Here is a 24,621-nt window from a genome sequence, read left to right on the forward strand (position 1 = left end):
AGTTGGGGTAGGTTGCTCGCCGGGGGGGACATGGGTCCCTCGACGAGGAGCTCCATCATGACGACACCCGCTCGGCCACCCATCCTGCTGACGATGGCCGACTACTACGGCACGCTGGCGGCGGTGCGCAGCCTGGGCCGGCTCGGCATCCCCATCACCATCGCCGAGTCCAAGCTGCTCGCGCCCGCACGCTGGAGCCGCTACGTGACGCGGCGGGTGAGCTGCCCGAGCGTGGGGGACTCGGACGCCTTCATGGAGTGGCTGGTGCGCTTCGGCGAGCGCGAGCCCGGCCACGTGCTCTACCCCACGAGCGACGACATGGCGTGGCTGTTCGCCCTGCACCGCGAGGAGCTCGCGCGCCACTTCCTCATGTACCAGCCGGACGTGAGCGCCATCTACGGGCTGCTCAACAAGCAGCGGCTGCACGACCTGTGCGAGGGCGTGGGGCTGGACGTGCCGGACACCTGGTTCCCCGAGAACGAGGCCGCGGTGGAGCGCGTGGCGGCCCAGGCGCGCTTCCCGGTGCTGCTCAAGCCGCAGACGCAGATCCTCTTCGAGAGCCACGTGAAGGGCGCGCAGGTGGAGCGCGCGAGCGAGTTGTTGCCGCGCTACCGCGAGTTCCTCGAGCGCAACCAGTACGGGCGCAAGCTGCTCGCGTATGACTCGCGGGCCAACCGGCCCATGGTGCAGGCCTTCTACACGGAGGCGGCGCAGAACATCTTCAGCATGAGCGGCTTCGTGGACCGCACGGGCGAGCTGTTCGTGGCGCGCGGGTCGCTCAAGGTGTTGCAGCGGCCGCGCAAGCTGGGCATCGGCCTGTGCTTCGAGGAGGTGCCGGTGGACGAGGAGCTGGCGGAGAAGGTGCGCCGGCTGTGCAAGAAGCTCGGCTACTACGGCACGTTCGAGGTGGAGTTCATCCGCGTGGGCGGGCGGCAGTTGCTCATCGACTTCAACCCGCGCTTCTTCAGCCAGATGGGCTTCGACGTCGCGCGGGGCATGCCGCTGCCGCTGTTCGTCTACGAGGCGGCGGGTGGCAACGAGGAGCGGCTGGCCCAGGTGGCGCGCGAGGCGCTCGCGTGGAAGGGCACGGGCCAGTACATCTACTGCCACCGGGGCATCTTCGAGCTGCTCTTGCGCGCGCAGGGGCTGTCGGGCCGGCTGTCCGAGCAGGAGGTGCGGCAGTGGCGCGAGTGGTACGCGCGTCACAGCGAGCGCGCGGTGGACGCCGTCATCGACATCGGGGACTGGGTGCCGTGGGTGGTGGACGTGGCCATGCACCTGCGCTTCTACGCGCGCCACCCCAAGAGCTTCATCCGCACCATGGTGTTGGACAAGTAGGTCCTCCGGGTCCGCGGCGGTTACCGGGGTGCTTCCCTGGCCGCCGGGCCACCTGGGGAGGATGTTGCTTTGCCCATCCCGGGAGCGCGGGGCTTTCCTGTATGCTCCGCGTCATTTCCCGCCGCTGCCGCGCCGTCCTCCTCCGGGAGGGGGGCTCGGACGGCTCCTTCACGGAAAGCGCATGACCCTGTTCCGGTATCGCGAAGATCGCATCCCCGTCCTGCTGTTCCTGTGCGTGTTCGCACTGGACCTGACGGTGTACTTCCTGGCGAGCAACTGGTGGTTGCCCATCCTGTGGTTCGGCGCGCTCATCATCCCGAAGGGGTGGATCTGCTCGTGGAACCACAACCACCAGCACCTGCCGATGTTCCGCCACGCGCTGCCCAACCGTCTCCTGGAGGTGGTGTTCGGCTTCCAGACGGGAATCACCTCGCACGCCTGGTTCCTGCACCACGTGGTGGGCCACCACAAGAACTACCTGGACCAGCAGAAGGACGAGTCGCGCTGGAAGCGCGATGACGGGTCGACGATGGGCGAGGTGGAGTACTCGCTCAAGACGGCGCTCACGGCCTATCCGCGGGCCTTCCGCGTGGGCCTGGAGCAGCCCCAGCACCGCAAGGCGCTGCGCATCTTCGTGGGCATGGCCGCGCTGCAGGTGGCGCTGTTGGGCGTGCTCTTCTGGCACAACTGGTACAACGCGCTCTTCGTCTTCCTGCTGCCCATGGCGGTGTCGCTCTACGTGACGGTGTGGGCCACCTACTTCCACCACGTGGGCCTCGAGACGGACGACCACAACCAGGCCTCGTACAACATCCTCCACCGGGGCTACAACCTGATGACGGGCAACCTGGGCTACCACACCGCGCACCACTCGCGGCACGGCCTGCACTGGTCGAAGCTGCCCGAGCTGCACGCGCAGCTCGCGCGCGACATCCCCCCCCATCTCTACCGCCAGCCGGGCATCCCGTTCGTGTGGCGCGAGTCCGAGGCCAAGCTGGTGCTGAGCGACGAGCAGGTGGAAGCGCTCGCGGCCTCCGCCGTGTCGCCCGCGCCCAAGCGCGCCGCGGCCTGAGTCACCCGGGGAGGGGCCTCGCGAGGGGCCTCTCTCCCGCCGGGCGCGCGGCGGCCGCCTACCGCGCGAGCTTCAGGTCCAGCACGGACATGGACCAGGGCGGCAACACCAGTTGCACGCTGTTGCCCGACGTCAGGAAGGTCTGGTTCTCGGAGAAGCCCGCCGGCCCGCCCCGGTAGCCGAACACCCGCACGCTCTCGACGTTGCCGCACCCCTTGAACTCCACCTGGGTGGTGCGCGCCGTGTCCGCGTCCAGGTTGAGCGCGACGGAGACCAGGTGCTCGCCGCTGTCATCGCGCGAGGCGAACAGGGACGTCGTCCTGGCGTCCGCCGGCTTGTCGAAGCGCGAGGGCACGTAGTTGTCGAGGAAGTGCCCGCCCTGGCCATCGAAGTTGCGGAACGCGCGGAACGCCCAGAAGGCGGGGCTGTTGCGGGGCGGGTAGGTGAACATGAAGGCCGAGGTGATGCCCTGCTCGGCGAAGCGTCCGAGCGCCTCGGCCTGCGCGAGCCCGCCGCTCATGTGCGTGGTGGCGCCGAAGTTGTACTCCCCGATGGAGATGCCCCGCTTGGGGTAGTACTCGGAGATCCACCGCTTGAGGCGGGGGATGAGCTCGACGGTGTCGTCGATCCACGACTCGTCCCGGTAGGTGGGATCCCACAGCGCGCGCACCGAGCGGATGCGCCGCGCGGCGGTGTCGCGATCGGTGGCGCCGCGCTCGTCCATGCCCATGCCCTCGCCCTGGGGGTAGAAGTGGACGTCCACCACGTCGAGGATGCGGGTGCCCGACTGCTGCTCGTGCTCGCGCAGCTTCTTGAGGTACCAGGGCAGGAGCGGCAGGTTGCCGTGGGCCTTGATGTCCTTCTTGCCACCGCCGGGCGCCACGTCCGCCGCCGAGTGGAAGTAGTTCGTCCAGCCCCACTCGGCCGGGCCGGCGATGACGGCGTCGGGGTCGGCTTTGCGCACGGCGGAGCCGTAGGCGATGGTGCGCTCGAGCAGCTCGTCATAGGTGACGGGCTCCGGGTGCACGTCGCGGTGCGTGGTGTTCCAGAGCATCGGCTCGTTGTCGAGGATGTACATCTGGACGCTGCGCCCGCGCTTCTTGTCCTTCTCGCGCAGCGAGCGCACCCACTCGTGGATGAAGGAGGGAGGGGCCTCGACGCTCGTCTGGGTGGGCACGGGCGAGGGCAGGGCCTCGCCCGAGGACGTGAGCCCATTGCCGGCCTCGGGCACGTCCGGATCCATCTTCTGCTGGGGGCCGAAGAGCGAGCGGGGAAAGCTCGTGGAGGTGGCGTCCTTGGCCACCCAGCCGATGAGGGGCACGGTGAGGGCGGACTGGAGCCCGTGCTGGAGGTTGGCCTGGAGGAAGCTGTCGGCGGTGTAGTCGGGGCGGGTGCCGAGGACGACGTTGCGGAAGTACCAGTCGTTGGCCGTGTTCCAGACGTTGCCAAGCTTCCAGTTGTAGCGGGAGCTGGCATTGCCTCCCCAGCGGCGCGCGGTGGCGCCCAGCTCCCACTGGTGGGACTCCTTGAGCTCGCGCAGGTTGCTGAAGGCGATGCCGTAGATGAGCGGGCTGATGCGGTGGCCGGACGCGGTGCAGTCCACCACCACGCGCGAGCCCTTGGCGTTGCCGAAGCTCGAGCCCGGGCGGGCTCCGCCCCCCGTGCCGGTGGGAGCGGGCGCGGGAGTGGGAGCGGAATAGGAAGGAGGCGGACGGGGAGGGCTTGCCGCCTGGGCCACGGCGGGAGGGGCGGGAAGGGGCCGGGAGGGCAGCGGGGTGGCGCGGTCGGCGAGCCGCGCGAGGCCCAGCTGGCTGATCTCCACCCAGTCCGGTTCCACCGGCTTGTAGGCGCGCAGCACGAGCTGCGTGAAGGCCTCCTTGCGCGGGTTGAGCTCGCTCATGGGGATGAACACCTGCGTCCAATCCCCGTCGCGGGCGACGACGTGCGCGTCGGTCACGCGCACGCGACGGAAGAGCGTCTCGCCCTCGGAGTCCAGCCGCACCTCGAGGAAGTCCCCGAAGCGCTTGGGCGCGCGGTAGCGCAGCGTGAGGCCACCGTAGTCGGTCCCGAGCTCCTTCTTGGACAGGATCCACCCGCCCTGCTTGTGCAGGCGCAGCTTCGCGGGCGAGGCGCCCTCCAGCTCGTGCTCGGCCCACCCGCGATCCTCCCAGCCCGGGAGCAGGCCGTTGTCGTAGGCCAGGTCCATGGGCTCGACGACGGCGCCGGACGGGGACTCGCTGACCTGGAGCCCCTGGGAAGCGCTGGGGGTGTCCGCGGCGGGCGTCATGCCGCCGGGTGCGGTGAGGCCCAGTTGATCGATCTCCACCCAGTCCGAGCCCACCTGCTTGTAGGCGCGCAGCACGACGCCGCTGAACTCGACCCGCTGGGGGTTGAGCTGCTCGAGCGGGATGAAGAGCTGGACCTGGTCTCCGTCGCGGCGCGCCACGTGGCTCGCGTTCACCTTCACGCGGGGAAAGAGCGTCTCGCCCTCCGTCTCCAGCCGCACCTCGAGGAAATCGCCGAAGTCCGCGGGGGCACGGTAGCGCAGCGCGAGTCCTCCGAACTCCCCCTGGAGGCCCTTCTTGCGCAGCATCCAGCCGCCCATCTTGTCCATGCGCAGCCGGGCCGGGCCGGGGGGCTTGAGCTCCCGCTCGGACCAGCCCTCGTCGATCCATCCCTCCATCAGGTACCCCTGGCTCCAGAGGCTCTCGGTGATGGCGGGGATGTCATAGACGCCCGAGCCGGCACTGGCCTCCTGGGAGGAGGAGCCGCGCTTGCACGAGGCGAGCAGGGGCGCGCCCAGACAGACTCCGGACAGGAGGACGACGCGGGACCAGCGGCCGCGCCATGACGAGAAGACGGGTCGCATCACTCGCTGTCCACGTCCCGGCGCGGGAAGACGCGGGCGGGGATGCCCACGGCCACGCTGTCGGGCGGCACGTCCTGGAGCACCACCGCGTTGGCGCCGATGCGCGAGCGGGCCCCGATGGTGATGGGGCCGAGGATGCGCGCGCCGGCGCCCACCCACACATCGTCTTCGATGGTGGGGTAGCCATCATCCTTGGCGGTGCCCACGGTGTTGTTGCCGTAGAAGCGCACGCGGTTGCCAATCTTCGCGTCGCCGCCGATGACGGTGCCCAGGCTGTGGACGAAGTAGACGCCGGTGCCCAGCTGCACGTCCTTGCCAATCTCCACGCCGAGCAGCGCCGTCTGGGCCACGCGCAGCGCGTGGTTGCCCATGGGAATGCCCAGGCCCCGCGCCGCCTCGCGCAGCCGCTGCAGCGCGAGCACCCGGTAGCCGTCCGACGTGAGCACCATGGCGGCCACGGCCTTGGGGCCCGCGTGGCCGTGGTGCTCGGAGCGCGTTGCCTCCAGCGCGTCCTCCTGGAGCGCCTGGACGAGCCGCCGCACCTGACCGGGCCCGCCCGCGGAGAGGGCGAAGCGCGCCACGTGCCGCGCCGCCTGGCCCAGCGAGCCCGCCTCGGCGCGCGCCCCGCGCAGGTACTCCATGGCGTACGTCACCGAGGTGCCCATGAAGGCCAGCTTCGGGTAGCCCGCCTCGTCGGCCCGCCGCGCCGCGCCCATCACCGCCTCCGTCAGCGGACGCGTGGCCTCGGGCGCCACCACCGCGGCGGCGAGCAGCGGCCGGGCCAGTGGGTTCATCTCGAAGAGGAAGCGCCACGGGTCCACCTGCGGCACGTCCGGGTGCTTGTCCGCCACGCGCGAGTCGAACACCCCATAGCGGTGGGCGCGCTTGAGCCACTTCTCGTAGCTGGTGTGATCCGAGCCGTGCAGCACGTGCGCGGCGGCGCAGAACTCGAAGCGGCAGCCGGCCTTCTCCAGGCGCACGCCCAGCTCGATGTCCTCGGACTGGCCGAGGCTCTTGTCGAAGCCGCCCGCGGCCACGTAGTCCGCGCGCCGGAAGGACACGTTGCCGGTGAAGAGCTGCCAGCCGTGGGCGCGCCGCTTGGGGCCGCTCATGCTCGCGGCGATGCGGTTGTTGAGCCAGGCGTACCAGCGCTCGAACAGCGGCATGTCGGAGATGGCGGGGTCCGGGCGGATGCCGCCCAGCACCACGTTGCGCGAGCCCGGGGGATGGCGCGCGAGGTGCCGGGCGAGGAAGTCCTCGGCCACCTGCATGTCGTCATCGGTGATGAGGACGATGTCGCCCCGGGCCGCGAGCACACCCCGGTGGCGCGCGGCCGCCGCGCCGGCGTTGGCCTGTGTCTCCACCCGGAGGGTGTAGGGCAGCGAGAGCTTCTCCAGCACGGGCGCCACCGGCTCGCGCGAGCCATCGTCCACCACCACCACCTCGAAGTCCGAGGGCGGCAGCGTCTGGCGGGCGAAATGGTGGAGCAGGCGCTGGATGAGATCCGCGCGGTTGTAGGTGGCAACGACCACACTCAGCCGCGGGCGCGAGGCCTCGGGCCGAGGAGGAACAACGGCGCCAGGGGCGCCGGAAGCTGCGTTCATTTCTTCAGGGCTCCGGACGGGGGCTGGAGGGTAACGCTTCCGAGGAAGCGCTCCTTCCCAATCAGGTCCAGCGTCCGGCGGGCGGAGGTGTAATCCGAGGTGCCGAGCGTCACGCTCAAGAGCGCCTTCTCGGCCGCCAGCGCGATTTCCAGCCCCAGGGGGTTGGCGACGACGGAGTCGATGAGGACGACCACCCGGTCGCCCTGCTCCACGTACGCCCTCATCTCACTGACCACGTGCTGCGAGGCGCCCAGCTCCAGGCCCTCGGCGTCCAGGAAGTGCAGGGGCGTGCTGCTCTGCCGGCTGGCGACCTCGAGAATGGCCTGGACGGCCTGCAACCCCGAGCCCCCCGCGTGCGAGGGCACCACCACCAGCGAGGACCAGCGGTGACGCTGGTTGAGCATCGCCCAGAGCTGCAACAGCGTGCTCGACGGCACGCTGGGCGTGGGGGCATACTGCGGCTGCGCCGTCTCCGCCGCGGCCGTGGCCACCGTGCCATCGGCTTCCTGCTCTCGCTCCGGGCTGGGAGGCGGAGGCTGCGGCCGGCTCCCACGCACGACGGACAGCGGCTGCACCACGCGCCGCGTGTCAGGTGACGTGGGGCCTCCCGTGCGCGAGCCACCCTTCGTCTTCTTGTCGTGAGGCTCGAACATGGCCGGAACTATACTACCGCGTCCTGGGGCGGTTGGCACCCCCGAAGATGCCGGACCAATGCGCGGAGTGTCATATTTCCGTGGCCGCTTGGGCTTTCGGTGCGGTATCATACAAGATTTCCCGTTTGGGTGCGAGTTCCCCCAACTGGAACGAGTTCAGGCGTTTTCGCGGCATGGGGACTCGGCCAGGCACCCGTCAAGGTGGCCATCTTGCCCACGCAGGTGGCCGCCATGGCGATGAGGAGGGTGCCGAGCCAGCTGATGCTGCCCATGTCGCCGAAGCACTGGTTGGTATAGGCCACGATGACGGCCATGGCCACCAAAGCGCCGGCGCGCTGCATGGGTTCCCGGGCGCGGTGGTAGGTGCGCACCGTCAAGAAAACGGCCACGGAAATCCAGCCCCACAGGCCGCTGAAGCCCACCACCCCGCCGAAGGCGAGCATGCCCAGCACCGAGTTGTGCGGGTGGTAGCGGTAGTCGGCGAAGGCGTGGGAGATGTCCGGCAGGGGAATGATTTCGTCGAACTCGTGGCCCCACCCGCGGCCGAGCACGGGGTTGCTCTGCCAGGTGTGGATGACGTCGAGGTTCTCGATGTCGCGGTAGTCCATCTGCCCCTTCTCCAGGTTCTCTCCCTCCAGCACCGAGCGGAAGATGCCCACCGGCCCGAAGATGCCCGTGGGCGTCTGCCAGCCCACCGCCAGGTAGAAGGGGAAGAAGGGCAGCAGCACCAGCCCTATCCGGAGGAACTTCACCTTGAGCGGGCTGCGGGGCGTGATGAGGAAGGCGGCGATGAGCGAGAAGACGAAGCTCACGTAGCCCAGGCGCCGGTCGTTGTAGTGCATGCCCATGAAGATGACGGCGCTCACGATGACCATCCGCCAGAAGTGCTTGCGCGTGGGCTGCTCGAACCACGACATCATCACCGTCATGAGGCCCGCGACGTACAGCATCGAGTCCGAGTGCGTGGTGGCGTACTCGAAGTACAGGCCCCGCGGCCGGGCGATGGTCACGACGAAGAAGGCGCCCAGGAAGGCCTTGGTGCAGCAGCCCACCACGAGCATCCGGCCGATGGTGCGGAAGTCCTCGGGCCCGCGCAGCGCGACGTTGAAGAGCAGCACCAGGAGCGGCAGCGCCGCCATCTGGTGCCACTGCCACGTGGCCACGCGCGAGTTGCCCCCGTTGATGTAGATGCCGAACACCTGCAGCCAGAGGATGGTGGCGGGCAGCACCAGCAACCCGATGACGAGCGGCTTGGGCAGCGGCGTCGTGTACTCGTCGATGTTGATGCGGTTGGCGCGCCGGTAGGCATACAGCGCGAGGAAGCCCAGGGTGGCGATGTCCAGCAGGGGAAAGCCCAGGCCGGGCACGCCGATGACGTTGCTCAGGTTGATGAAGAGCAGCTTGCCGGGGAAGTACAGCGGGGACTTCCACTCACCGTCGTAGGGCACCTCCGGCACCAGGTCCACCGTGACGGCCATGACGAACAGGCCGAGCGTGAGCTTGCGCACCGGCTGCTGGCAGACCCACCACAGCGCGGCGGCGAGCACCATGGGCAGCACCGCCACCTTCGGCGCGAAGATGACGAGCCCCATCGTGGCCGCCACCAGCAGGGCCAGGAGCGACAGGAAGACGGGCGTGCGCGAGAGGAAGGCCTCCATCGTCACCGCCTCAGGTCTTGGGCGTCTCGCGCGTGGTGCGCACCCACTCGCCCTTCTTCTCCTCGGGGCGGGTCGTCAGCAGCCACAGCTTCCAGCCCACGTAGAAGGGCGCCCGCGCGAGCGCCAGCAGGCCGCGCGCGCCCATGCCGGACACCCACCAGCCGCGCATGACGTAGAGCACCAGGCTCACCGCCGCGAAGGCCGCCGCCCACACGGACCAGGCCAGGTGCCCCTGCACGAGCGACAGCGCCACCGAGGCCCCCGTGAGCGCGAGCGCCCCCAGCACCACCCACGTGAGCGGCAGCACGAGCAGGTCCATCGCCAGGTCCACGAGGACGCGGTCGCGCTTGCCGAGCCCCTCGGCGAGCAGCGGCAGTCCATACTGGCGCATCATCGCCATGCGGCCGCCTTCCCACCGGCGGCGCTGCGAGCGCGACGCCTTCTCCCCGGACACCATCTCCCCGAGCGCCTCGGCCTCCCATGCGTAGTGCACGCGCTCGCCCGCCTGGCCCAGGCGGATGCCGTACTCCAGGTCCTCCACGATGGAGAACGCCTCGTGGGGCACCCGGCGGATGATGGCGTGGGTGAAGCACATGCCGTTGCCGCGCAGGCCGCACGACACGCCCAGGCGCTCGCGGCCCAGCGAGCGCACCTTGTGGAAGAGCGCCATGGACACGGCCATGAGCTGCGTGCGCCACGAGGCCTCCGGGTTGAGCACGCCGTAGTGCGCCTGCACCGCGTGCGCTCCCGCTTCCAGCCGCAGCGCGAAGGCGTGCAGCAGGTTGGGCGTCACCTCCGTGTCCGCGTCCACCACCACCACCGCGTCGGCGAAGCCCTCTTCGAGGCTCTTGTCGAAGGCGAGCTGCAGGGCATAGCCCTTGCCGCGCAGCTCCTGGTTGTGCCGCACGAGCACCGTGGCGCCGGCCTCCCGCGCGCGCTCGGCCGTGGCGTCCGTGCAGTTGTCCGCCACCACGAGGATGCGCCGGAGCTGCTCCGGCCAGTCCAGCCGCGACAGGTTGGCCACCGTGCGCGCGATGCCCGCCTCCTCGTTGTGGGCGGGGATGATGATGTCGAACTTGAGCCGCGGGGCCATCCGGGGCGGCGCTGGTTTCTGCCCGGACAACAGCGTGAGCAGCAACAGGTACCCCGCGGCGGCGAGGACCGGCAGGGCCAGGACGAGGAGCGTCAGATCGAGCAACATCACGGGGCGGGGAACTCCAAAGAGGGCACGGGCGAGGCGCCGCGCTAGCGGGACTGACTCTCCAGGGGAAGGGTTTCCATCTCCGCCAGCACGGGCAGACCCAGCCCACGCTTGACCTGCCAGGACTGCAACAGCCGGCCGCTGAGCACGTCGCGGGCGATCGCCGCGAACACGCCCAGCATGAGCCCCGCGAGGATTCCACCCAGGGCGATCACCTTGGCGTTGGGCTTGATGGGGCTTCTGGGGAACTCGGCCGGGGTGAGCACGGTGTAGCGGTACTTGAAGTTCGCCCGGGCGATGTCGCGCTCGAGCCGGGCCGCGTCGATGCGCTTGCGCACCTGCTGCAGCGTGATGGTGCGCGCCTGCACGTCGTCCATCGCCGTGCGCACCTTGGGATTCTCCAGCATGCCCGGCAGGATGCCCATGAGCACCCGCTCCAGGCCGTACGGATCCGGCATGGGCTCGTCGGGGAAGGGCACCGAGCCGCCTCCCATGCGCGCGTACTCGCGCGCCATCTGATCCTCCTCGTTCTGCAGCACGTGCACCTGGGGCGAGCCGTTGGCCGCCAGCGCCGCCACGCTCTGCTCCAGCTCGATGATGGACGGGTGGTTCTCCCCGTACAGCCGGCTGTTGGCCTTCATCTGCGCGCGCATCTCCTCCAGGCGCCGGTTGTGCTTCTCCTCGGCGTCGGAGATGGCGCGCCGCTTGGCGCGGATGAGGAAGCGCATCTCCGCCATGCGCTCGTTCGTGTTGAAGCCTCCCACGCGCGGGTCTCCCACCGCGCGCCGGCGTTCGATCATGATCTGCGCGAAGATCTTGTCGAACTCGAGCACGGAGGTCTTGTAGTTCTCCAGCGCCGTCTTCTCGTAGCCCTCGAGGATCTCCAGCGCCTCGTCGATGGCGGCCATGTCCTCGCGCTGGCGCGACTCGAGGAAGTTCTTCTGCGCGGCGTCGGCGAGCTCGTAGGCGAGCTGGGGATCCGGCCACGTCACCGACAGGCTCACCCGGCCATCGTCCGTGTTCACGCTCAGCTGCTTCTCCAGCATGCCCACCATGGCGTCCAGCTTGATGTCCTCGGTGGGACGGCCGGAGAGCAGGTGCACCAGCGTGTCCTTGAGGCGCAAGAGCGGGGCGCGCGTGGCCTCCCAGCGGTCCAGCAGGTTCACCCGCTTGATGAGCGACACGATGTTCTCGCGCTTCATCACCGCGCGCGCCGTCGAGCGCGTCACCGAGTCGATTTCCCCCGGCGGTCGCACCGGGCTGGGGGCCTCGGGCTCCAGGGCGGCGATGCGCTCGGGGTTGACCAGCGCGGCGATGGTGGCGGTGCGCTTGGTCAGGAGGATGGACTCCGAGTAGAACGTTCGCGGCAGGAACTTGGCGAGCGCCAGTCCCAGCGCCGCCGTCACCACGAAGGTTCCCAGCGCCAGCAGCTTGTGGCGCAGCACGGCGTTCTTCACGTACCCGAAGTAGTCGTGCATCGCCTCCCAGTCGAAGAGCTGCGACTGGGCGCGCTCCTGCTCGGGGTGCTCTTCGTTCGAGGGCATATCGCTCATGCCTCCCTGCGAGGACGGGCCGACAGCACCCGCTCCAACTGGTGACGGAACTCCTCGGGCGTGAAGGGCTTGATGAGGTAGCCGCTCACCCCCGCCTCCTCCGCCTGGGCCCGATCCATCGTCTGCGTGCGCGCGGAGATCATCAACACCGGGATGTCCTGGAGCACCGGCGTGGAGCGGATGAACTCGCACACCTCGTAACCCGAGATATCCGGCAGCGTCAGGTCCAGGCACACCAGCATCGGGCGGTGCTCGGCGAGGAACTCCAGGGCGGCCTGTCCGCTGCCCGCCTCCAGCACCCGTGAGAAGCCCATCGACTGGAGCAGATCGCTCACCATCCGGCGGAACATGGGTGAGTCCTCGACGACGAGAACTGCTCCTTGCTGCTGCTCCATACGCGTCTCTCTGGCCTTTTCAGCCTTCCATCGACATCCAGACGACCAGGACGACGAAGATGTAGAAGAAGTTGTACGCCACGAACATCGCCACCGCGCGTTTTACGCCGCGCGCCGCGTTGGGCTCCCGCGCCGCCAGACTCGGTAGGACGAGCAGTGCGTACAACACGGACATCAACAAGAACTTCTTCATGGCCTGATGATCTCAAAGCCTACCACGGTCATAGCGCACGACCAATCCAACGCTCGTGAACCACTGGACAACCGGTGTGAACAACCCGGTATCGGGCTGGAACGACAGGACGGCATGGTGTCGCCAGCTGAATTGTCCCTTCGCTTGGATGAAGAGGTAGCGGGTGAGCGGCAGAGGCAGCAGCGCCTCCATTTCCGCCCGCACTTCCTGATCGTTCCGGTGCAGCCCAGAGGTAAGTGGATGGGCATAGCGGATGCCACCGGTCACCTTGGCATCCCGCCGGCCCTCCCATTTCAGATCCACGCCCAGCTCACCCCGCGGTACGAGTTGGGTAGTCAGCGGATCCATATACGGCAGGTACCGGGCGCGCAGCCGGGCCGCCACGGGCCAGTGATGGCCCAGGGGCACGGGGGCCTCGAGGGTGGTCTCCAGGGTGGGCATGGTCACGTTGTACGGTTCCACCTCCGCCCGACGTGAGTACACCCGGCCCAGCGCGATGCCCGGCGCGAAGCTCACATCCACCAGCGGGCTGAAGGCGTGTTTGATTCCCGGCGCCACCTGGAGGACGGAGTCCCGGTTGGCGGTGGAAAAGGACACATCCTGGCCGAGCACCAGCAGGGTGAGGTAGTCGCGGCGGGTGGCGCCGTAGTTGGCCTCCAGGCGCAGCTGGGGCAGGCGCTGCTGGGGATAGGCGGCCTCGCCGCGCTTGAGCGGACGCACCGGGTAATCCAACAAGCCGTTGACGATCCACCCGAGGGTGCCCGCCACCATCAGGCGCTTGACGCCGAACGAGCCCTGAAAGCCCGCCAGGGTCTCCGTGTAGACGTAGGAACTGCTCAGGAGGAATCCCGCGGACTCGCCGCGACCGACTGGCAGATCGCTGCCCCCGGCGCCCCGGAAGTCGCTGAGCGGGAAGGTGCCGAAGGTGGTGGTGTGGACGGCCACCAGCGAGAAGTCGCGGCGCAGCTTGTATTCCACCCACGCATAGGCCGACAGCAGGAACTCGAAGGTGGGGCGCAGGGGCACCTGGCGCAGGAAGAACTGCGGCTCGGCGACGAACTTCACCTCCAGCCGGTTGGTGTACAGCACGCTGTCCAGGCGCGGGGCGAGCAGCAGGTCCGACACCACCTCGCTGCTGGCCTGTTCGGTCAGCAGCTTCGTGCGGACGACGGAGTTCAGACTCACCTGGGTCTTGTATTTGACGGCCGGAACGGAGGCCACCAACAGCCAGCCGAGCGCCAGGGCGGGCAGCGCCATGCGTCTACTCCACCACCACCACGTCGCCCGTCTTCAGGCGGAAGGTGGCGGCACCGCCCTCGTTGCGGCTGAGGTTCTCCCAGGTGAAGCGGATGCGCACCGGCTCCTGGTAGCCGGACTCGCGGCGCAGCACGTAGATGGCGTCCTCGCGCGCGTAGTCGGTGAAGCCGCCAGCCTCGGAGATGGCCTGCAAGAGCCCCGCGCCCCACTCGAGCTTCTTCTGGCCCGCGTTGCGCACCTCGCCCAGCACCGACACCCGGATGAGCTGCGCCTCCTGCACCATGACGGTGACGACGGGGTTGGCCACCAGCTCCTTGAGCTTCTGCTCCACCGCGCGCGCGAGCGCCGCGGGCGTCTGCCCGGCGGCATCCACGTCGTTGATGAGCGGCAGGCTGATGCGGCCGTCGTCGCGCACGCGCGGCCGGCTGGAGATGCGATCCTGGTTCCACACGTTGACGTCGAGCAGGTCCCCGTTGCGGATGAGGTAGCTGTCGTCCTGCTGCGACGGCGGGGGCTCGCGGTAGTCATCCACCCAGACGAAGCGGCCGGGGTGGTAGCAGGCCGAGACGAACAGCAGCGCGGCCAGGGCGGCCAGACGCGGGAGGCGGGAACGGGCGGGACTGGGCGGAAGGGTCTTCATGCGACGCGCTCCTCCGGGAGGGGGGACTGCGCGGTGGGGGCGGACTCGCGGTGAGCCTTCACCCGGCGCACCAGCGCGAGCACCTCGTCCCGGCGCACCGCGCCGGTGACGAGGACGAGGGACACATAGATGGCGCCATCCACCACCAGCCGGGCGAGCCCGCGCGCCAGGTCGCGCGCGTCCAGCCCCACGCGGCCCAGCAGCAGATGGACGGCGGTGACGGCGGCGCACACCCCGAGCGTCTTGCCCAGCACGCCAAGCCCCCGGGCGTCGAAGGCGCGCGAGCCGATGGCGCTCACGAGGATGATCGTGACGACGACCTCGCAGAAGGCGAGCGACAGGGCGGTGGCGCTCGCGCCGCCCGCGGGCCCGAGCCGCTCGAGCAGCAGGGGGACGAGCAGCAGGTTGAGGGCGGGGTTCATCAGCGCGGCGAGGATGGAGGTGCGGGTGACCGTCCAGGTGCGGCCCGCGGCCATGAGCCAGCTTCCACACACCGTGGCCACGTAGGTGAGCACGAAGATGGGCGCGAGCAGCCGCAGCACCGGCGCGGCCGGCAGGTAGGCCTCGCCAATCATCAACCGCACCCACGTCTCCGCGCCCAGCGCGAGCGCCAGCGTCACCGGCACGGACACCACGACGATGCCCTCCAGGCCCCGGCGCAGGATGCGGGTGGACTCCTCGGGCGAGCTCGCCGCCGCGCGCGACATCATCGGCAGGAGCACCCAGCCGAGGATGGGCGAGAGCAGCATCGTCATGCCGGCGATGCCCCACACGGCGCCGTAGTAGCCCACCTCCGTCTTGTTGGCCACGAGGCCCAGCAGGCTCACGTCCACGCGGCCATTGGTGGCCAGCGCCGCGTCGTTGAGGAAGAAGGGCAGGGCGGCCAGCAGCGCCGCCAGGGTGGAGCGCACGTCCAGCCGCAGCTTCAGCCCCGCGTGCGCGCGCGTGAGCTGGAAGAGGTAGACGGCCTTGAAGATTTCCGCGCCGATGAAGGGCGCGGCGAGCCAGGGCAGGGGCAGCCTCAAGAGCAGCACCAGCACCAGCCCGCCTCCCCAGATGCACTTCATGGCGACGTGCGCCACCGACAGCCCGTCCACCCGCTCGCGCGCGTGCAACACCGCGGCGAGGATGGCGTTGAGCCGGTAGAAGAACTGGTAGCCGCCGAGCAGCAGGGCCAGGCGCTGCACCTCGGGCGGCTCGCCGCTCGCGCGCATCACCCACCACATGGCCCCCGTCAGCCCCAGCGCGATCCCCACCTGCAAGAGCAGCGTGCCGCCGAAGAACTCACTGGCGTGCTCGGGCCGGACGGACACCTCCTTGCGGATGTAGACATCCAGCCCCAACGCGCTGAGCACGAAGAACGCCCCGGAGAAGCCGTCCGCCCAGTTGTAACGGCCAAAACCCTCGGGCCCCAGGTAGCGCGGCAACACCATGCGCATCACCAGCGCGATGCCATACGTCACCAGCAGCGAGCCGCCCAGCTTCAGGGCGTTGCGCAGGGAGGTATGGGCATCCACCTGGGGAGGGACGGGCTCGGCCCCGGTGGGTGCCGCGCTCGTGGGAGGCATGTCGATGACGGATTCCTCGATGAGAAAGTCCGTGCAGTGAACGACAGCAGTGCCCCCTCGTCAAACTAACGGCTACAGGTCTGTAGGGCCGGCGGGCGGGCCCGGGCTCGCTTCGACCGGGGCGGGTGGGCGGACTCGCCGCGCCCTGTTTCCCTCGGGAGCGCGCCTCTTTCCGGGCCGGGGGAGCGCGTGTCGAGGCTCCCTCGCGGCCTGGCGGACGCTAGCTCGCGCCGCTGCCGGTGATGACCACCGGCACCGTCTTGAGGATGAGGTTGATGTCGTTCTTGAGGCTCCAATGATCGATGTACTGCATGTCCAGGTACATCCAGTTCTCGAAGGAGATCTGGTTGCGGCCGGACACCTGCCAGATGCAGGTGAGGCCCGGGCGCACCGACAGACGGCGGCGCTGCCAGGCGGCGTACTTGGCCACTTCCTTGGGGATGGGCGGACGCGGTCCCACCACGCTCATCTCGCCGCGCAGCACGTTGATGAGCTGTGGCAGCTCGTCGATGGAGTACTTGCGGATGAAGCGGCCCACCGGGGTGATGCGCGGGTCGTTCTTCATCTTGAAGACGGGGCCCGTCTGCTCGTTGAGCGCCTCCAGCTTGGCCTTGAGCTCCTCGGCGTTGACCACCATGGAGCGGAACTTGAGCATCCCGAAGCTCCTGCCGTGCAGCCCCACGCGCTCCTGCTTGAAGAAGATGGGGCCGCGGCTGGTGAGCTTCACCGCCAGCGCCACCAGGATGAGCAGCGGCGAGAGCACCAGCAGCGCCGCCGCGGAGCTCACGATGTCGAACAGCCGCTTGAGCGCCATCTGGTGCGGCAGGAAGGCGTGGGTGACGAAGTGCAGGTAGCCGTCGGAGATGGCGTTGTCATCCACCGGCCGCGCCCGGTCGAAGCGCATCTGGTAGGCCGGCAGCGCGAACGGGATGCCGAACTTCTCACACACCTTCACCGCCGCCTGCATCTCCGTGTGGTTCTTCACGATGTTGCCGGAGATGTAGACCTCGTTCACCGGCACCGTGCTCAGCACGCCCTCCAGGTCCTTCGTCGTGCCCAGCACGGGCGCCGGAGTCTCCACCGACGACTCGCCGCTGAACTTCAGGTAGCCGACCACCTTGCGGCGGTGCTTGTGGCGGAGATCCTCTCCGGTGAGCCGACCCATGGCGCCCACGCCCAGGATGAGCACCTCGTCCAACGGATCCTCGCGCACCGACAGCCGCCGGAAGACCAACAGGCGCAGCAGCGCCACCGAGGGCCACAAGAGCGGCGGAAACAGGCTGAGCGCGACGATCCACGACTCGGTGCCCATCAGCAGCCGGGTGAGGAAGAGCACCACCGTGACGGCCAGCACCTGGATGGAGATGAGCGCGAGATCGTCCAGGCGCTCGCGTTCCGCGAAGCGCGCGTCATACAGGCACAGCGCCGTGCCCACCACCAACCAGGAGACGACGCCCACGCCAATCAGTACCCACACGTCCGTGCGCTCCAGGCGCAGGTCATGCCCCATGAGCGTCGTGGCGGTGAGCAGCGCCGTCACCACGAGCACCACGTCCGTCACCATGTTCAGCTTGGCGGCGAAACCGGGGGCGAGGCGCGAGGGGGCAACGGTGGCCGGAGGCGGGGGCACCACCGAGAGCGGCACCGGAGCGTTGGGCGCGCTGCCCGACCCGGGCGCGAACGGATCCACCGCGGAAGCCATCACATTGGAACGAGCGTCCGCTCCCGCGGGCTCGCCGGTGGTGTGTGGCTCGCTGGAGGGGGCTCCGACTGGTGAGGCGGGTCGCATTGCTGAGCCTGTCATGAATTGGGATCGAGGCGGCCTGATGATAGAGGATCGCACCGTCCGCCAGAAGCGGGGATCACCCCGTCTGTTCAGATACGGCGGGCTCCAAGATTTCTTCTGTCGACAGGGTAAGAGGTCGGGCGGAAAGTCGTCAACTCTATCTGAACTCATCCGCTCCCACTGAAGTCGGCACCGGGGCAGGCGAGCATTCGAGCCCATTCCACCCCTCTGGAGGAACCGCTGGGGCGGCTCCGACGGATGGGACGTGATGGGTTCCAAGCATGTCCATGGGCGAGGCCCGCGCCCGCGCACGTACATGCGCATGCACATGCGGGGGAGGTGGTCATCCGTCGGGGGAAGTCGTCAGGGGGAGGTGCGGCCGGGAATCACTGGCATTTCCGAGGTTCCTTGTCAGCGATTGGAATCGTGTAGCCTCGCCGGCCCACACCCACGCGGTCCGCGCGGCGCGCGGGCCGGGGAGAAACACCATGCGCGCGTTGCAGCTCGAGCGGTTGGAGGGTCCCGAGGGATTGAAGCTGGTGGAGCTGCCCGAGCCCGAGGCGGGAGATCAGGTGCTCATCGACGTGGTGGCGGCGGGGGTGAGCTTTCCGGATCTGCTGCTGTCGCGAGGCCAATACCAGATGAAGCCCGCGCTGCCCTTCGTGCCCGGGGTGGAGGTGGCGGGGGTGGTGCGCAGCGCTCCGCCGGGGGCGTCGGTGAAGGTGGGAGAGCGGGTGATGGCCTTCACGATGCTGGGGGGCTGGGCGGACGTGGCGGCGGCGGCCCCCTCGCTGACGTTTCCGATTCCCGAGGGGTGGAGCTTCGAGGCGGCGGCGGGGACGGTGATGAACTACCACACGGCGCACTTCGCGCTGCACCGCCGGGGCCGGCTCGAGGAGGGAGAGACGGTGCTGGTGCTCGGCGCGGCGGGCGGGGTGGGCACGGCGAGCCTCCAGGTGGCGCGGGGCGCGGGAGCGCGGGTGCTCGCGGTGGTGAGCAGCGAGGAGAAGGCGGAAGTGGCGCGCAGCGCGGGCGCGGACCGGGCCTTCCTCTCCACCCAGGATTGGGTGGCCCAGGTGAAGGAGGCGACAGGGGGGCGGGGCGTGGACGTGGTGGTGGACCCCGTGGGCGGGGACATGTTCGACCTGAGCCTCAAGTGCCTGGCGCCCGAGGGCCGGCTCCTGGTGGTGGGCTTCGCGGGCGGGCGCATCCCCGAGGTGAAGGTGAACCGGCTGCTGCTCAAGAACGTGGACGTGGTGGGCGTGGCCTGGGGCGGCTTCCTCGTGCAGGAGCCCGGCATCTCGGCGGACATCGCCAAGGCGCTGGCGGTGCTCGCGGAGAAGGGCTTCGTGGAGCCCGTGGTGGGCCAGGTGCTCCCCCTGGAGCAGGCGGCCCAGGGCCTGCGCGAGCTGGAAGCGCGCAAGGCCACGGGCAAGGTGGTGCTGCGGCTGCGCGAGGCGTGAGGCCCTCCGCGCCCGTGTGACTTCGTGCGTTATCTCCCACGGCACCTTCTCGTGGGTACTCCGGGGCTCGGGGGCGCGGGTAGCATGAGGGCCCTCCTTCCGCAGCGAGGTGCACCGATGCTCACCGGACGCATGATGGACTTCCCGCTCACGCTGACCCACTTCCTCGAGCGGGCCCGGACCTACTTCGGCTCCTCGGAGATCGTCAGCCGGCGGCCCGACAAGTCGCTCCAGCGCTCCACCTACGCCGACTTCTGCCGGCGCGCGGCCCGGCTCGCCCATGCCCTCACCCGGCTGGGCGTGAAGCCGGGGGACCGGGTGGCCTCGCTGTGCTGGAACCACCAGCAGCACCTGGAGCTCTACTTCGCCGTCCCCTCCATGGGCGCGGTCCTCCACACCCTCAACCTGCGTCTGCACCCCAACGACCTGGCCTATATCGCCCGGCACGCCGAGGATCGCGTGCTCGTCGTGGACCGCTCGCTCCTGCCACTGCTCGAGAAGTTCATCGCCACGGTGCCCAGTGTCCAGCACGTCGTCGTCATCGCGGACGATGGTCCCGTGCCCGAGGGTCGGCTCGACTACGAGGCGCTGCTCGCGGCCGAGCCGGACTCCTTCGCCTTCCCTCCGCTCGAGGAGCGCTCCGCGGCGATGCTCTGTTACACCTCGGGCACCACCGGCCACCCCAAGGGCGTGCTCTACTCGCACCGCTCCATCGTGCTGCACTCGCTCGCCGAGTGCATGAGCGACACCATCGGCGTGGGCGAGGCGGACACCCTGCTCCCCGTGGTGCCCATGTTCCACGCCGCCGCCTGGGGCCTGCCCTTCAGCTCCTTCTTCACGGGCGCGAAGCTCGTCTTCCCGGGTCCGCACCTGGATCCCACGTCCCTGTTGGACCTCATGGCCCAGGAGCGCGTCACGCTCGCCGCGGGCGTGCCCACCATCTGGCTGGGCATCCTCGCGCTGTTGGATCAGGAGCCCAAGCGCTGGGACTTGCGCTCCATCCGCTCGATGCTGATTGGCGGCGCGGCGGCGCCCCCGGCGATGATCGAGGGCTTCCTCCACCGCCATGGCCTCGTCGTCACGCATGCCTGGGGCATGACGGAGCTCAATCCCGTGGGGACGCTTGCCCGGCCGCGCCGCCAGCACGAGCAGCGTCCCCAGGCCGAGCGGCTCGCCCTGCGCGCCACCCAGGGTTACGCGGTGCCCTTCGTGGAGCTGCGCCATGTGAGTGATTCGGGGCAGGTGCTGCCCTGGGATGGCACCACCATGGGCGAGCTGGAGGCGCGCGGTCCCTGGGTGGCCTCCTCGTACTACGGCGACGAGGGCGCGGACCGGTTCACCGCGGATGGCTGGTTCAAGACGGGCGATGTCGTCACCATCGACGCCGAGGGCTACGTGCGCATCACGGATCGCTCCAAGGACGTCATCAAGTCCGGTGGCGAGTGGATCAGCTCGGTGGCGTTGGAGAACGCCCTCATGGCGCACCCGGCGGTGCTCGAGGCGGCGGTGTTCGCCGCGCGCCACCCCAAGTGGGACGAGCGGCCGCTCGCCGCGGTGGTGCTCAAGCCCGGCCAGTCGGCCACGAGGGAGCAGCTCATCGCCCACCTGGAGCCGCACTTCGCCAGATGGTGGCTGCCGGAGGACTACGTCTTCCTGCCGCAGATTCCCCGCACCTCCACCGGCAAGTTCCTCAAGACGAAGCTGCGCGAGGACCTGGGCGACTACCTGCTCAAGGCGTCACAGGGAGGGAGTTGAAGCGGCGGACCTGGAGGGCGCCTCAGTCCTTCGTGGCCTCCATCCACTTGTCCGCGCACCGGCCGGCGAACTCGGCGCTCACCACGTCTCCCTTCACCTGGTAGCGCCCGCGCCACTGCCGGTCCCTCACCTTCCGCACGTACTCCAACAGCCGGTCCACGTCGCTCTCGTCGTTGTACAGGCCCACGCTCGCGCGCACCGCGCCCGTGGGCACCTCCCCGCCCGCCGCCTTCGCCCGCGCCGCGAGCAGCTTGTCCATGTACAGGTGCGAGCAGAAGCGTCCGTTGCGCACCGCGATCGCTCCCTCCTCGGACAGCACCGCCGCCGCCAGCAGGTCCGACACCCCGTCCACGTTGAAGGTCGCCACCCCCAGGCGCTTGTGCGCGTCCGGCGGCCCGTAGAGCGTGATGCCCTCCAGCTCTCGCAACCCCCGGAGCATGCGCTCCATCAATCGCACCTCGTGCTCCCGCACCTCCTCCATCCCAATGGCTTGCAGGAACGCGAGCGCCCGCGCCATCCCCACCACCCCCGCGATGTTGGGCGTTCCTCCATGATGCCGGTCCGGCGCGGGAAGGTACTCGGCGCCGCTCGCCGTCACCCGCGAGGCCGTGCCTCCCCCCGGAATGTACGGCGGTACCTCGCTCATCAGCGCGCGCGGTCCATACAGGAAGCCCGCCCCGAATGGCGCATAGGCCTTGTGCCCCGCCCCCGCCAGGAAGTCGATGTGCTCGGGGTGGTCCAGGTCCTTCACGTCGATGGGCATGCGCGCGAGCGCCTGGGCCGCGTCCACCAGCACCAGCGCCCCGTGCTCGTGCGCCAGGCGCGCCACCCGGCGCAGGTCCGGCATCACCCCGGTGACGTTCGAGCCCGCCGTCACCGCCACCAGCTTCACCCGGTTGCCGCGCAGCAGCTCCTCCAGGTGCCCCAGGTCCAGCTCGCCCTCGTCCGTCACCCGCGCGCGCAGCGTGGGGCCCCGCCGGCGATGGGGCAGCTCGTTGGAGTGGTGCTCCATCTCCGTGGTGATGACCTGGCCCGGCCGCTCCGCCAGCACGTGCGCGCACAGGTCGATCGCCTGCGTGGTGTTGCCCGTGAAGCAGATGGTGCCCCGCTGCAACTCGGCGCCCACGTGGCGCGCGATGATGCCGTAGCACTCCTCGAAGCGCTCGGTGGCCTTGCGCGACAGGTGGTGCGTGCCCCGGTGGATGTTGGCGTACTCGCGCGCCACGAACTCGGTATACGCCCCGAGCACCGACGAGGGCGCGTGGGTGCTCGCCGCGTGATCCATGTACACCAGCGGCCTCTCCCCCTCGCCCAGCACCGGCACGCAGCGCGCCACGATGGCGAACTCGCGCCGCACCTCGTCCCAGCCGAGCTTCTTCCCCGGCGGGGGACGCACCCCAGGGCCCCTGGTGATGGGCAGGCCCAGCCGCCGCCAGCGCTCGAAGCCACCCGCCAGGCTGCGCACCCGCGTGTAGCCCATCTTCAGCAGCACGTCCGCCGCCAGCGCCGAGCGGTTGCCCCCACCGCAGTAGACGACCACCGGCGTGTCGCGCCGCGCCACGTGCTCCTGCACCCGCAGCTCCAGCAGGCCCCGCGGCAGGTGCACCGCGCCCTCCAGCGCTCCCCCCGCCGTCTCCTCCGCTTCGCGCACGTCCAGCAGGACCATCTCCTGGCGGGACGTGCCGTGGTGCAGTTCCTCGGCGGCGATCTCCGGCACGCGGCCGAGCGCGTCCTTGACGAGATCTTCGAGTGTCCAGGGCTGTGTCATCGGTGTCTCCCAGTGGGGCCCTCGAGGGTGGTCCGCTCCCGCGGAAGAGGGCGTCGGGGTGGGTTCCTGATACCACGTGGGAGGCGCGGCGCGAGGCCGATGGCTCAGAAGCTCAGGCCCACGCCGGCGAACGGACCGCCCATTCCATCCCTGTGGACGACGCGGTCCACCAGCCCGCGATCATCCAGGTACAGCCCCCGCCAGCCCCCTCGCACGGTGAGCGCGCCCAGGTGCAGCGCGAGGCCCATTTGTCCGTCCACCTGCAGGTGCGGCAGGGGCACCCATTGGATCCGCCCCTCCAGATCCAGGGCGCCCAGGAGGCAGCGCTCGAAGGACAGCGCCAGGCTCGGCCCCACGAAGGTGGCGTCCGGCGCGCGCACCGCCGCCAGGCCCGTTTCGATGCGCAGCCGGCCCCGGTGGCTCACGGCCGCGGCGTACGTCACGTGGGCGTCCGCCAGATACAGCCGGTCCCTTCCGTCCGAGCCGCCCTCCGCCTTCAATGACAGCCCTCCCAGCCGCGTGGCGATGCCCCAGCGCTCCTCCTCCAGCCCGAAGTTCAGGCCCAGCGCGTGGCCCTGCTTCGCGGACTGGGCCTCCACTCCCATCCGCACCAGGTGGGTGGAGGACTCCTCCCCGGGTTGCTCCGGGCGGTGCGCCGGGTAGTCGCGGTGCTGACGATAGGCGGCGATGAACGTGGCCCCGGGCACCCACCCGGCCCTCGGGACGAGCAGCCCCCGCCGGGGACGGGTCGCCGGGGGCTCGGCCCGGGGCGCTGGTGCCGGCCTCTCCGGCTCCGTCCGCACGGGCGAGGCGTCATGGGTGCGCGGGCTCCGGGTCTCCGAGGCGCGGGCGTCCTCCGGGGTGGAGGCGCTCGCCCCGCCGAAGCGCGCCTCGGCGAGCGGGGCGGTGAAGAAGCATCCCGCCGCGAGCGCGGCGCACCACGTGGGTCTGGACGACGGCATGGGCGGACCTCCGAGCCCGCGCATCTCACCACGCCCCCGGTGCCCCTCGTTGCCTCCGGATGACGCGATGTCCCACTCATGAACACCGCGCCGCGGACAACGTTCGCGGGGAGGCACATGAGATGCTCCGCGGTGAGGTGACCCGATGTTGTTCTTCGACCTGGAGGCCTATGCCCCTCCGGACGACCGCACCGCGAGTCGTAGCTCGCTCATCGTGAACCCCGCGCGGCCGGGGCATGTGTTGTTGGGGGGTGCTTTCTACAGCAAGCGTTTCGCGGACCCCATCCCCGAGGCGCCGCGCATCGACGGGTTGTGGCTGTGGCACTTCGGCTCCGAGGCGGCGCTGCTCGGCGCCATCCAGCGGCGCTTCGAGGAGGAGTGGGAGCGGCAGCGCGCGGAGAACGCGCGCATCCTGGGCAAGCCCGCGGTGGACCTGGTCGTCTGTGGCGCGGGCATCACCAAGTTCGACCTGCCCGCCCTCTACTGCCGCTCGCTCCTGCACGACACCGCCCGCGCGGCCGACTGGTTCGAGCTCTTCTTCAAGGCGCGGCCCATCGACCTCGCCCACGAGGCGAGCTTCCTGTTTCCCGAGGAGCCCGTGCTCTATCCCAAGACGACGCGGGAGATGGCCGGGCGCCTGGGTCTGCGCGAGCGCAAGGGTTCGAGCAAGGGCGTGTGGGAGAGCTACGAGCGTGGTGACCATGGCGCCATCGAGCAGCGCACCGTGGAGGAGCTGCGGCTGGTGCTGGAGTTGTACGCGCGCCTGCAGAGGCGGGTGGTCGGCGCCGCTCGTCCATGAGCGCGCCCGGGGTGAGCGGGGAGCCCCCCTCGCCTGCCGGTGGTGCTCCGTGAGAGCATGGGGGGCGTGCGGGGGCTCTCCGAGGAG

At 69.8% G+C, this 24,621-nt stretch carries 19 protein-coding genes; 5 read left to right on the forward strand and 14 right to left on the reverse strand.

The window, feature by feature from the left end:
* Nucleotides 1-57: 57 nt before the first annotated feature.
* Nucleotides 58-1,338 (forward strand): carbamoyl-phosphate synthase, encoded by a 1,281-nt coding sequence (locus tag CYFUS_RS00610; protein ID WP_095983432.1) that lies wholly within the window; start codon nucleotides 58-60, stop codon nucleotides 1,336-1,338.
* 181 nt (nucleotides 1,339-1,519) lie between these two features.
* The gene (locus tag CYFUS_RS00615) at nucleotides 1,520-2,410 is read left to right on the forward strand and encodes a fatty acid desaturase family protein (protein ID WP_095983433.1); all 891 of its coding nucleotides are present in this window, start codon (nucleotides 1,520-1,522) and stop codon (nucleotides 2,408-2,410) included.
* A gap of 58 nt (nucleotides 2,411-2,468) precedes the next feature.
* Here CYFUS_RS00615 and CYFUS_RS00620 read toward each other — a convergent pair whose 3' ends face one another.
* The 12 genes from CYFUS_RS00620 to epsZ form a co-directional block, all read right to left on the reverse strand.
* A complete protein-coding gene (locus CYFUS_RS00620) occupies nucleotides 2,469-5,279 on the reverse strand; it encodes a glycoside hydrolase family 44 protein (protein ID WP_095983434.1) in 2,811 nt (936 codons plus the stop codon).
* Nucleotides 5,279-6,883 (reverse strand): exopolysaccharide biosynthesis glycosyltransferase EpsD, encoded by a 1,605-nt coding sequence (epsD, locus tag CYFUS_RS52175; protein WP_095983435.1) that lies wholly within the window; start codon nucleotides 6,881-6,883, stop codon nucleotides 5,279-5,281. The genes CYFUS_RS00620 and epsD overlap by 1 nt, the downstream gene beginning before the upstream one ends.
* Nucleotides 6,880-7,536 carry a hypothetical protein gene (locus CYFUS_RS00630; protein WP_095983436.1) on the reverse strand — a complete coding sequence of 219 codons (657 nt, stop codon included), beginning with the start codon at nucleotides 7,534-7,536 and terminating at the stop codon, nucleotides 6,880-6,882. The genes epsD and CYFUS_RS00630 overlap by 4 nt, the downstream gene beginning before the upstream one ends.
* 107 nt (nucleotides 7,537-7,643) lie before the next feature.
* The gene (wzy, locus tag CYFUS_RS00635) at nucleotides 7,644-9,194 is read right to left on the reverse strand and encodes an exopolysaccharide repeat unit polymerase (protein ID WP_095983437.1); all 1,551 of its coding nucleotides are present in this window, start codon (nucleotides 9,192-9,194) and stop codon (nucleotides 7,644-7,646) included.
* Nucleotides 9,195-9,204: 10 nt separating this feature from the next.
* A complete protein-coding gene (gene epsU, locus CYFUS_RS00640) occupies nucleotides 9,205-10,395 on the reverse strand; it encodes an exopolysaccharide biosynthesis GT2 family glycosyltransferase EpsU (protein ID WP_420042722.1) in 1,191 nt (396 codons plus the stop codon).
* Nucleotides 10,396-10,439: 44 nt separating this feature from the next.
* Nucleotides 10,440-11,939, reverse strand: a complete 1,500-nt coding sequence (locus CYFUS_RS00645) for a chain-length determining protein (protein ID WP_095983439.1) — start codon at nucleotides 11,937-11,939, stop codon at nucleotides 10,440-10,442.
* Nucleotides 11,940-11,944: 5 nt separating this feature from the next.
* Complete coding sequence (locus tag CYFUS_RS00650; RefSeq protein ID WP_095983440.1) at nucleotides 11,945-12,343, reverse strand: response regulator; 399 nt, start codon at nucleotides 12,341-12,343, stop codon at nucleotides 11,945-11,947.
* A 19-nt stretch (nucleotides 12,344-12,362) separates the two neighbouring features.
* Nucleotides 12,363-12,536, reverse strand: coding sequence for a hypothetical protein (locus tag CYFUS_RS51545; RefSeq protein ID WP_002631072.1), 174 nt, complete (start codon nucleotides 12,534-12,536; stop codon nucleotides 12,363-12,365).
* Between the two features lie 12 nt (nucleotides 12,537-12,548).
* On the reverse strand, nucleotides 12,549-13,793 hold the full coding sequence (locus CYFUS_RS00655) for a hypothetical protein (protein ID WP_095983441.1): 1,245 nt from the start codon (nucleotides 13,791-13,793) through the stop codon (nucleotides 12,549-12,551).
* 4 nt (nucleotides 13,794-13,797) lie between these two features.
* The gene (gene epsY / locus CYFUS_RS00660) at nucleotides 13,798-14,433 is read right to left on the reverse strand and encodes an exopolysaccharide export protein EpsY (protein ID WP_095983442.1); all 636 of its coding nucleotides are present in this window, start codon (nucleotides 14,431-14,433) and stop codon (nucleotides 13,798-13,800) included.
* The gene (locus tag CYFUS_RS00665; protein ID WP_095983443.1) at nucleotides 14,430-16,001 is read right to left on the reverse strand and encodes a flippase; all 1,572 of its coding nucleotides are present in this window, start codon (nucleotides 15,999-16,001) and stop codon (nucleotides 14,430-14,432) included. The genes epsY and CYFUS_RS00665 overlap by 4 nt, the downstream gene beginning before the upstream one ends.
* Before the next feature lie 220 nt (nucleotides 16,002-16,221).
* Complete coding sequence (gene epsZ / locus CYFUS_RS00670) at nucleotides 16,222-17,703, reverse strand: exopolysaccharide biosynthesis polyisoprenyl-phosphate hexose-1-phosphate transferase EpsZ (RefSeq protein ID WP_232537284.1); 1,482 nt, start codon at nucleotides 17,701-17,703, stop codon at nucleotides 16,222-16,224.
* 572 nt (nucleotides 17,704-18,275) lie between these two features.
* On the opposite strand from epsZ, the gene CYFUS_RS00675 reads away from it, so the two are divergent.
* Both CYFUS_RS00675 and CYFUS_RS00680 read left to right on the forward strand, forming a co-directional pair.
* Nucleotides 18,276-19,250 carry an NADPH:quinone oxidoreductase family protein gene (locus CYFUS_RS00675; protein WP_095983445.1) on the forward strand — a complete coding sequence of 325 codons (975 nt, stop codon included), beginning with the start codon at nucleotides 18,276-18,278 and terminating at the stop codon, nucleotides 19,248-19,250.
* A 117-nt stretch (nucleotides 19,251-19,367) separates the two neighbouring features.
* Nucleotides 19,368-21,005, forward strand: a complete 1,638-nt coding sequence (locus CYFUS_RS00680) for a long-chain fatty acid--CoA ligase (protein WP_095983446.1) — start codon at nucleotides 19,368-19,370, stop codon at nucleotides 21,003-21,005.
* A 22-nt stretch (nucleotides 21,006-21,027) separates the two neighbouring features.
* On the opposite strand, the gene CYFUS_RS00685 is transcribed toward CYFUS_RS00680, so the two are convergent.
* Together CYFUS_RS00685 and CYFUS_RS53720 are read right to left on the reverse strand one after the other, a co-directional pair.
* A complete protein-coding gene (locus CYFUS_RS00685; protein WP_095983447.1) occupies nucleotides 21,028-22,773 on the reverse strand; it encodes an aminotransferase class V-fold PLP-dependent enzyme in 1,746 nt (581 codons plus the stop codon).
* A gap of 104 nt (nucleotides 22,774-22,877) precedes the next feature.
* Nucleotides 22,878-23,735 (reverse strand): hypothetical protein, encoded by an 858-nt coding sequence (locus CYFUS_RS53720; protein WP_157758147.1) that lies wholly within the window; start codon nucleotides 23,733-23,735, stop codon nucleotides 22,878-22,880.
* 145 nt (nucleotides 23,736-23,880) lie between these two features.
* On the opposite strand from CYFUS_RS53720, the gene CYFUS_RS00695 reads away from it, so the two are divergent.
* Nucleotides 23,881-24,534, forward strand: a complete 654-nt coding sequence (locus CYFUS_RS00695) for a hypothetical protein (RefSeq protein WP_095983449.1) — start codon at nucleotides 23,881-23,883, stop codon at nucleotides 24,532-24,534.
* Nucleotides 24,535-24,621 lie beyond the last annotated feature (87 nt).

The organism is Cystobacter fuscus (assembly GCF_002305875.1).
Classification (GTDB): domain Bacteria; phylum Myxococcota; class Myxococcia; order Myxococcales; family Myxococcaceae; genus Cystobacter; species Cystobacter fuscus_A.

Bases quoted from the DNA above. Each gene is read 5' to 3' on its own strand.
- CYFUS_RS00610 (WP_095983432.1), top strand. From the start codon at position 58: ATGACGACACCCGCTCGGCCACCCATCCTGCTGACGATGGCCGACTAC.
- CYFUS_RS00615 (WP_095983433.1), top strand. From the start codon at position 1,520: ATGACCCTGTTCCGGTATCGCGAAGATCGCATCCCCGTCCTGCTGTTC.
- CYFUS_RS00620 (WP_095983434.1), bottom strand. From the start codon at position 5,279: ATGCGACCCGTCTTCTCGTCATGGCGCGGCCGCTGGTCCCGCGTCGTC.
- epsD (WP_095983435.1), bottom strand. From the start codon at position 6,883: ATGAACGCAGCTTCCGGCGCCCCTGGCGCCGTTGTTCCTCCTCGGCCC.
- CYFUS_RS00630 (WP_095983436.1), bottom strand. From the start codon at position 7,536: ATGTTCGAGCCTCACGACAAGAAGACGAAGGGTGGCTCGCGCACGGGA.
- wzy (WP_095983437.1), bottom strand. From the start codon at position 9,194: ATGGAGGCCTTCCTCTCGCGCACGCCCGTCTTCCTGTCGCTCCTGGCC.
- epsU (WP_420042722.1), bottom strand. From the start codon at position 10,395: ATGTTGCTCGATCTGACGCTCCTCGTCCTGGCCCTGCCGGTCCTCGCC.
- CYFUS_RS00645 (WP_095983439.1), bottom strand. From the start codon at position 11,939: ATGCCCTCGAACGAAGAGCACCCCGAGCAGGAGCGCGCCCAGTCGCAG.
- CYFUS_RS00650 (WP_095983440.1), bottom strand. From the start codon at position 12,343: ATGGAGCAGCAGCAAGGAGCAGTTCTCGTCGTCGAGGACTCACCCATG.
- CYFUS_RS51545 (WP_002631072.1), bottom strand. From the start codon at position 12,536: ATGAAGAAGTTCTTGTTGATGTCCGTGTTGTACGCACTGCTCGTCCTA.
- CYFUS_RS00655 (WP_095983441.1), bottom strand. From the start codon at position 13,793: ATGGCGCTGCCCGCCCTGGCGCTCGGCTGGCTGTTGGTGGCCTCCGTT.
- epsY (WP_095983442.1), bottom strand. From the start codon at position 14,433: ATGAAGACCCTTCCGCCCAGTCCCGCCCGTTCCCGCCTCCCGCGTCTG.
- CYFUS_RS00665 (WP_095983443.1), bottom strand. From the start codon at position 16,001: ATGCCTCCCACGAGCGCGGCACCCACCGGGGCCGAGCCCGTCCCTCCC.
- epsZ (WP_232537284.1), bottom strand. From the start codon at position 17,703: ATGGCTTCCGCGGTGGATCCGTTCGCGCCCGGGTCGGGCAGCGCGCCC.
- CYFUS_RS00675 (WP_095983445.1), top strand. From the start codon at position 18,276: ATGCGCGCGTTGCAGCTCGAGCGGTTGGAGGGTCCCGAGGGATTGAAG.
- CYFUS_RS00680 (WP_095983446.1), top strand. From the start codon at position 19,368: ATGCTCACCGGACGCATGATGGACTTCCCGCTCACGCTGACCCACTTC.
- CYFUS_RS00685 (WP_095983447.1), bottom strand. From the start codon at position 22,773: ATGACACAGCCCTGGACACTCGAAGATCTCGTCAAGGACGCGCTCGGC.
- CYFUS_RS53720 (WP_157758147.1), bottom strand. From the start codon at position 23,735: ATGCCGTCGTCCAGACCCACGTGGTGCGCCGCGCTCGCGGCGGGATGC.
- CYFUS_RS00695 (WP_095983449.1), top strand. From the start codon at position 23,881: ATGTTGTTCTTCGACCTGGAGGCCTATGCCCCTCCGGACGACCGCACC.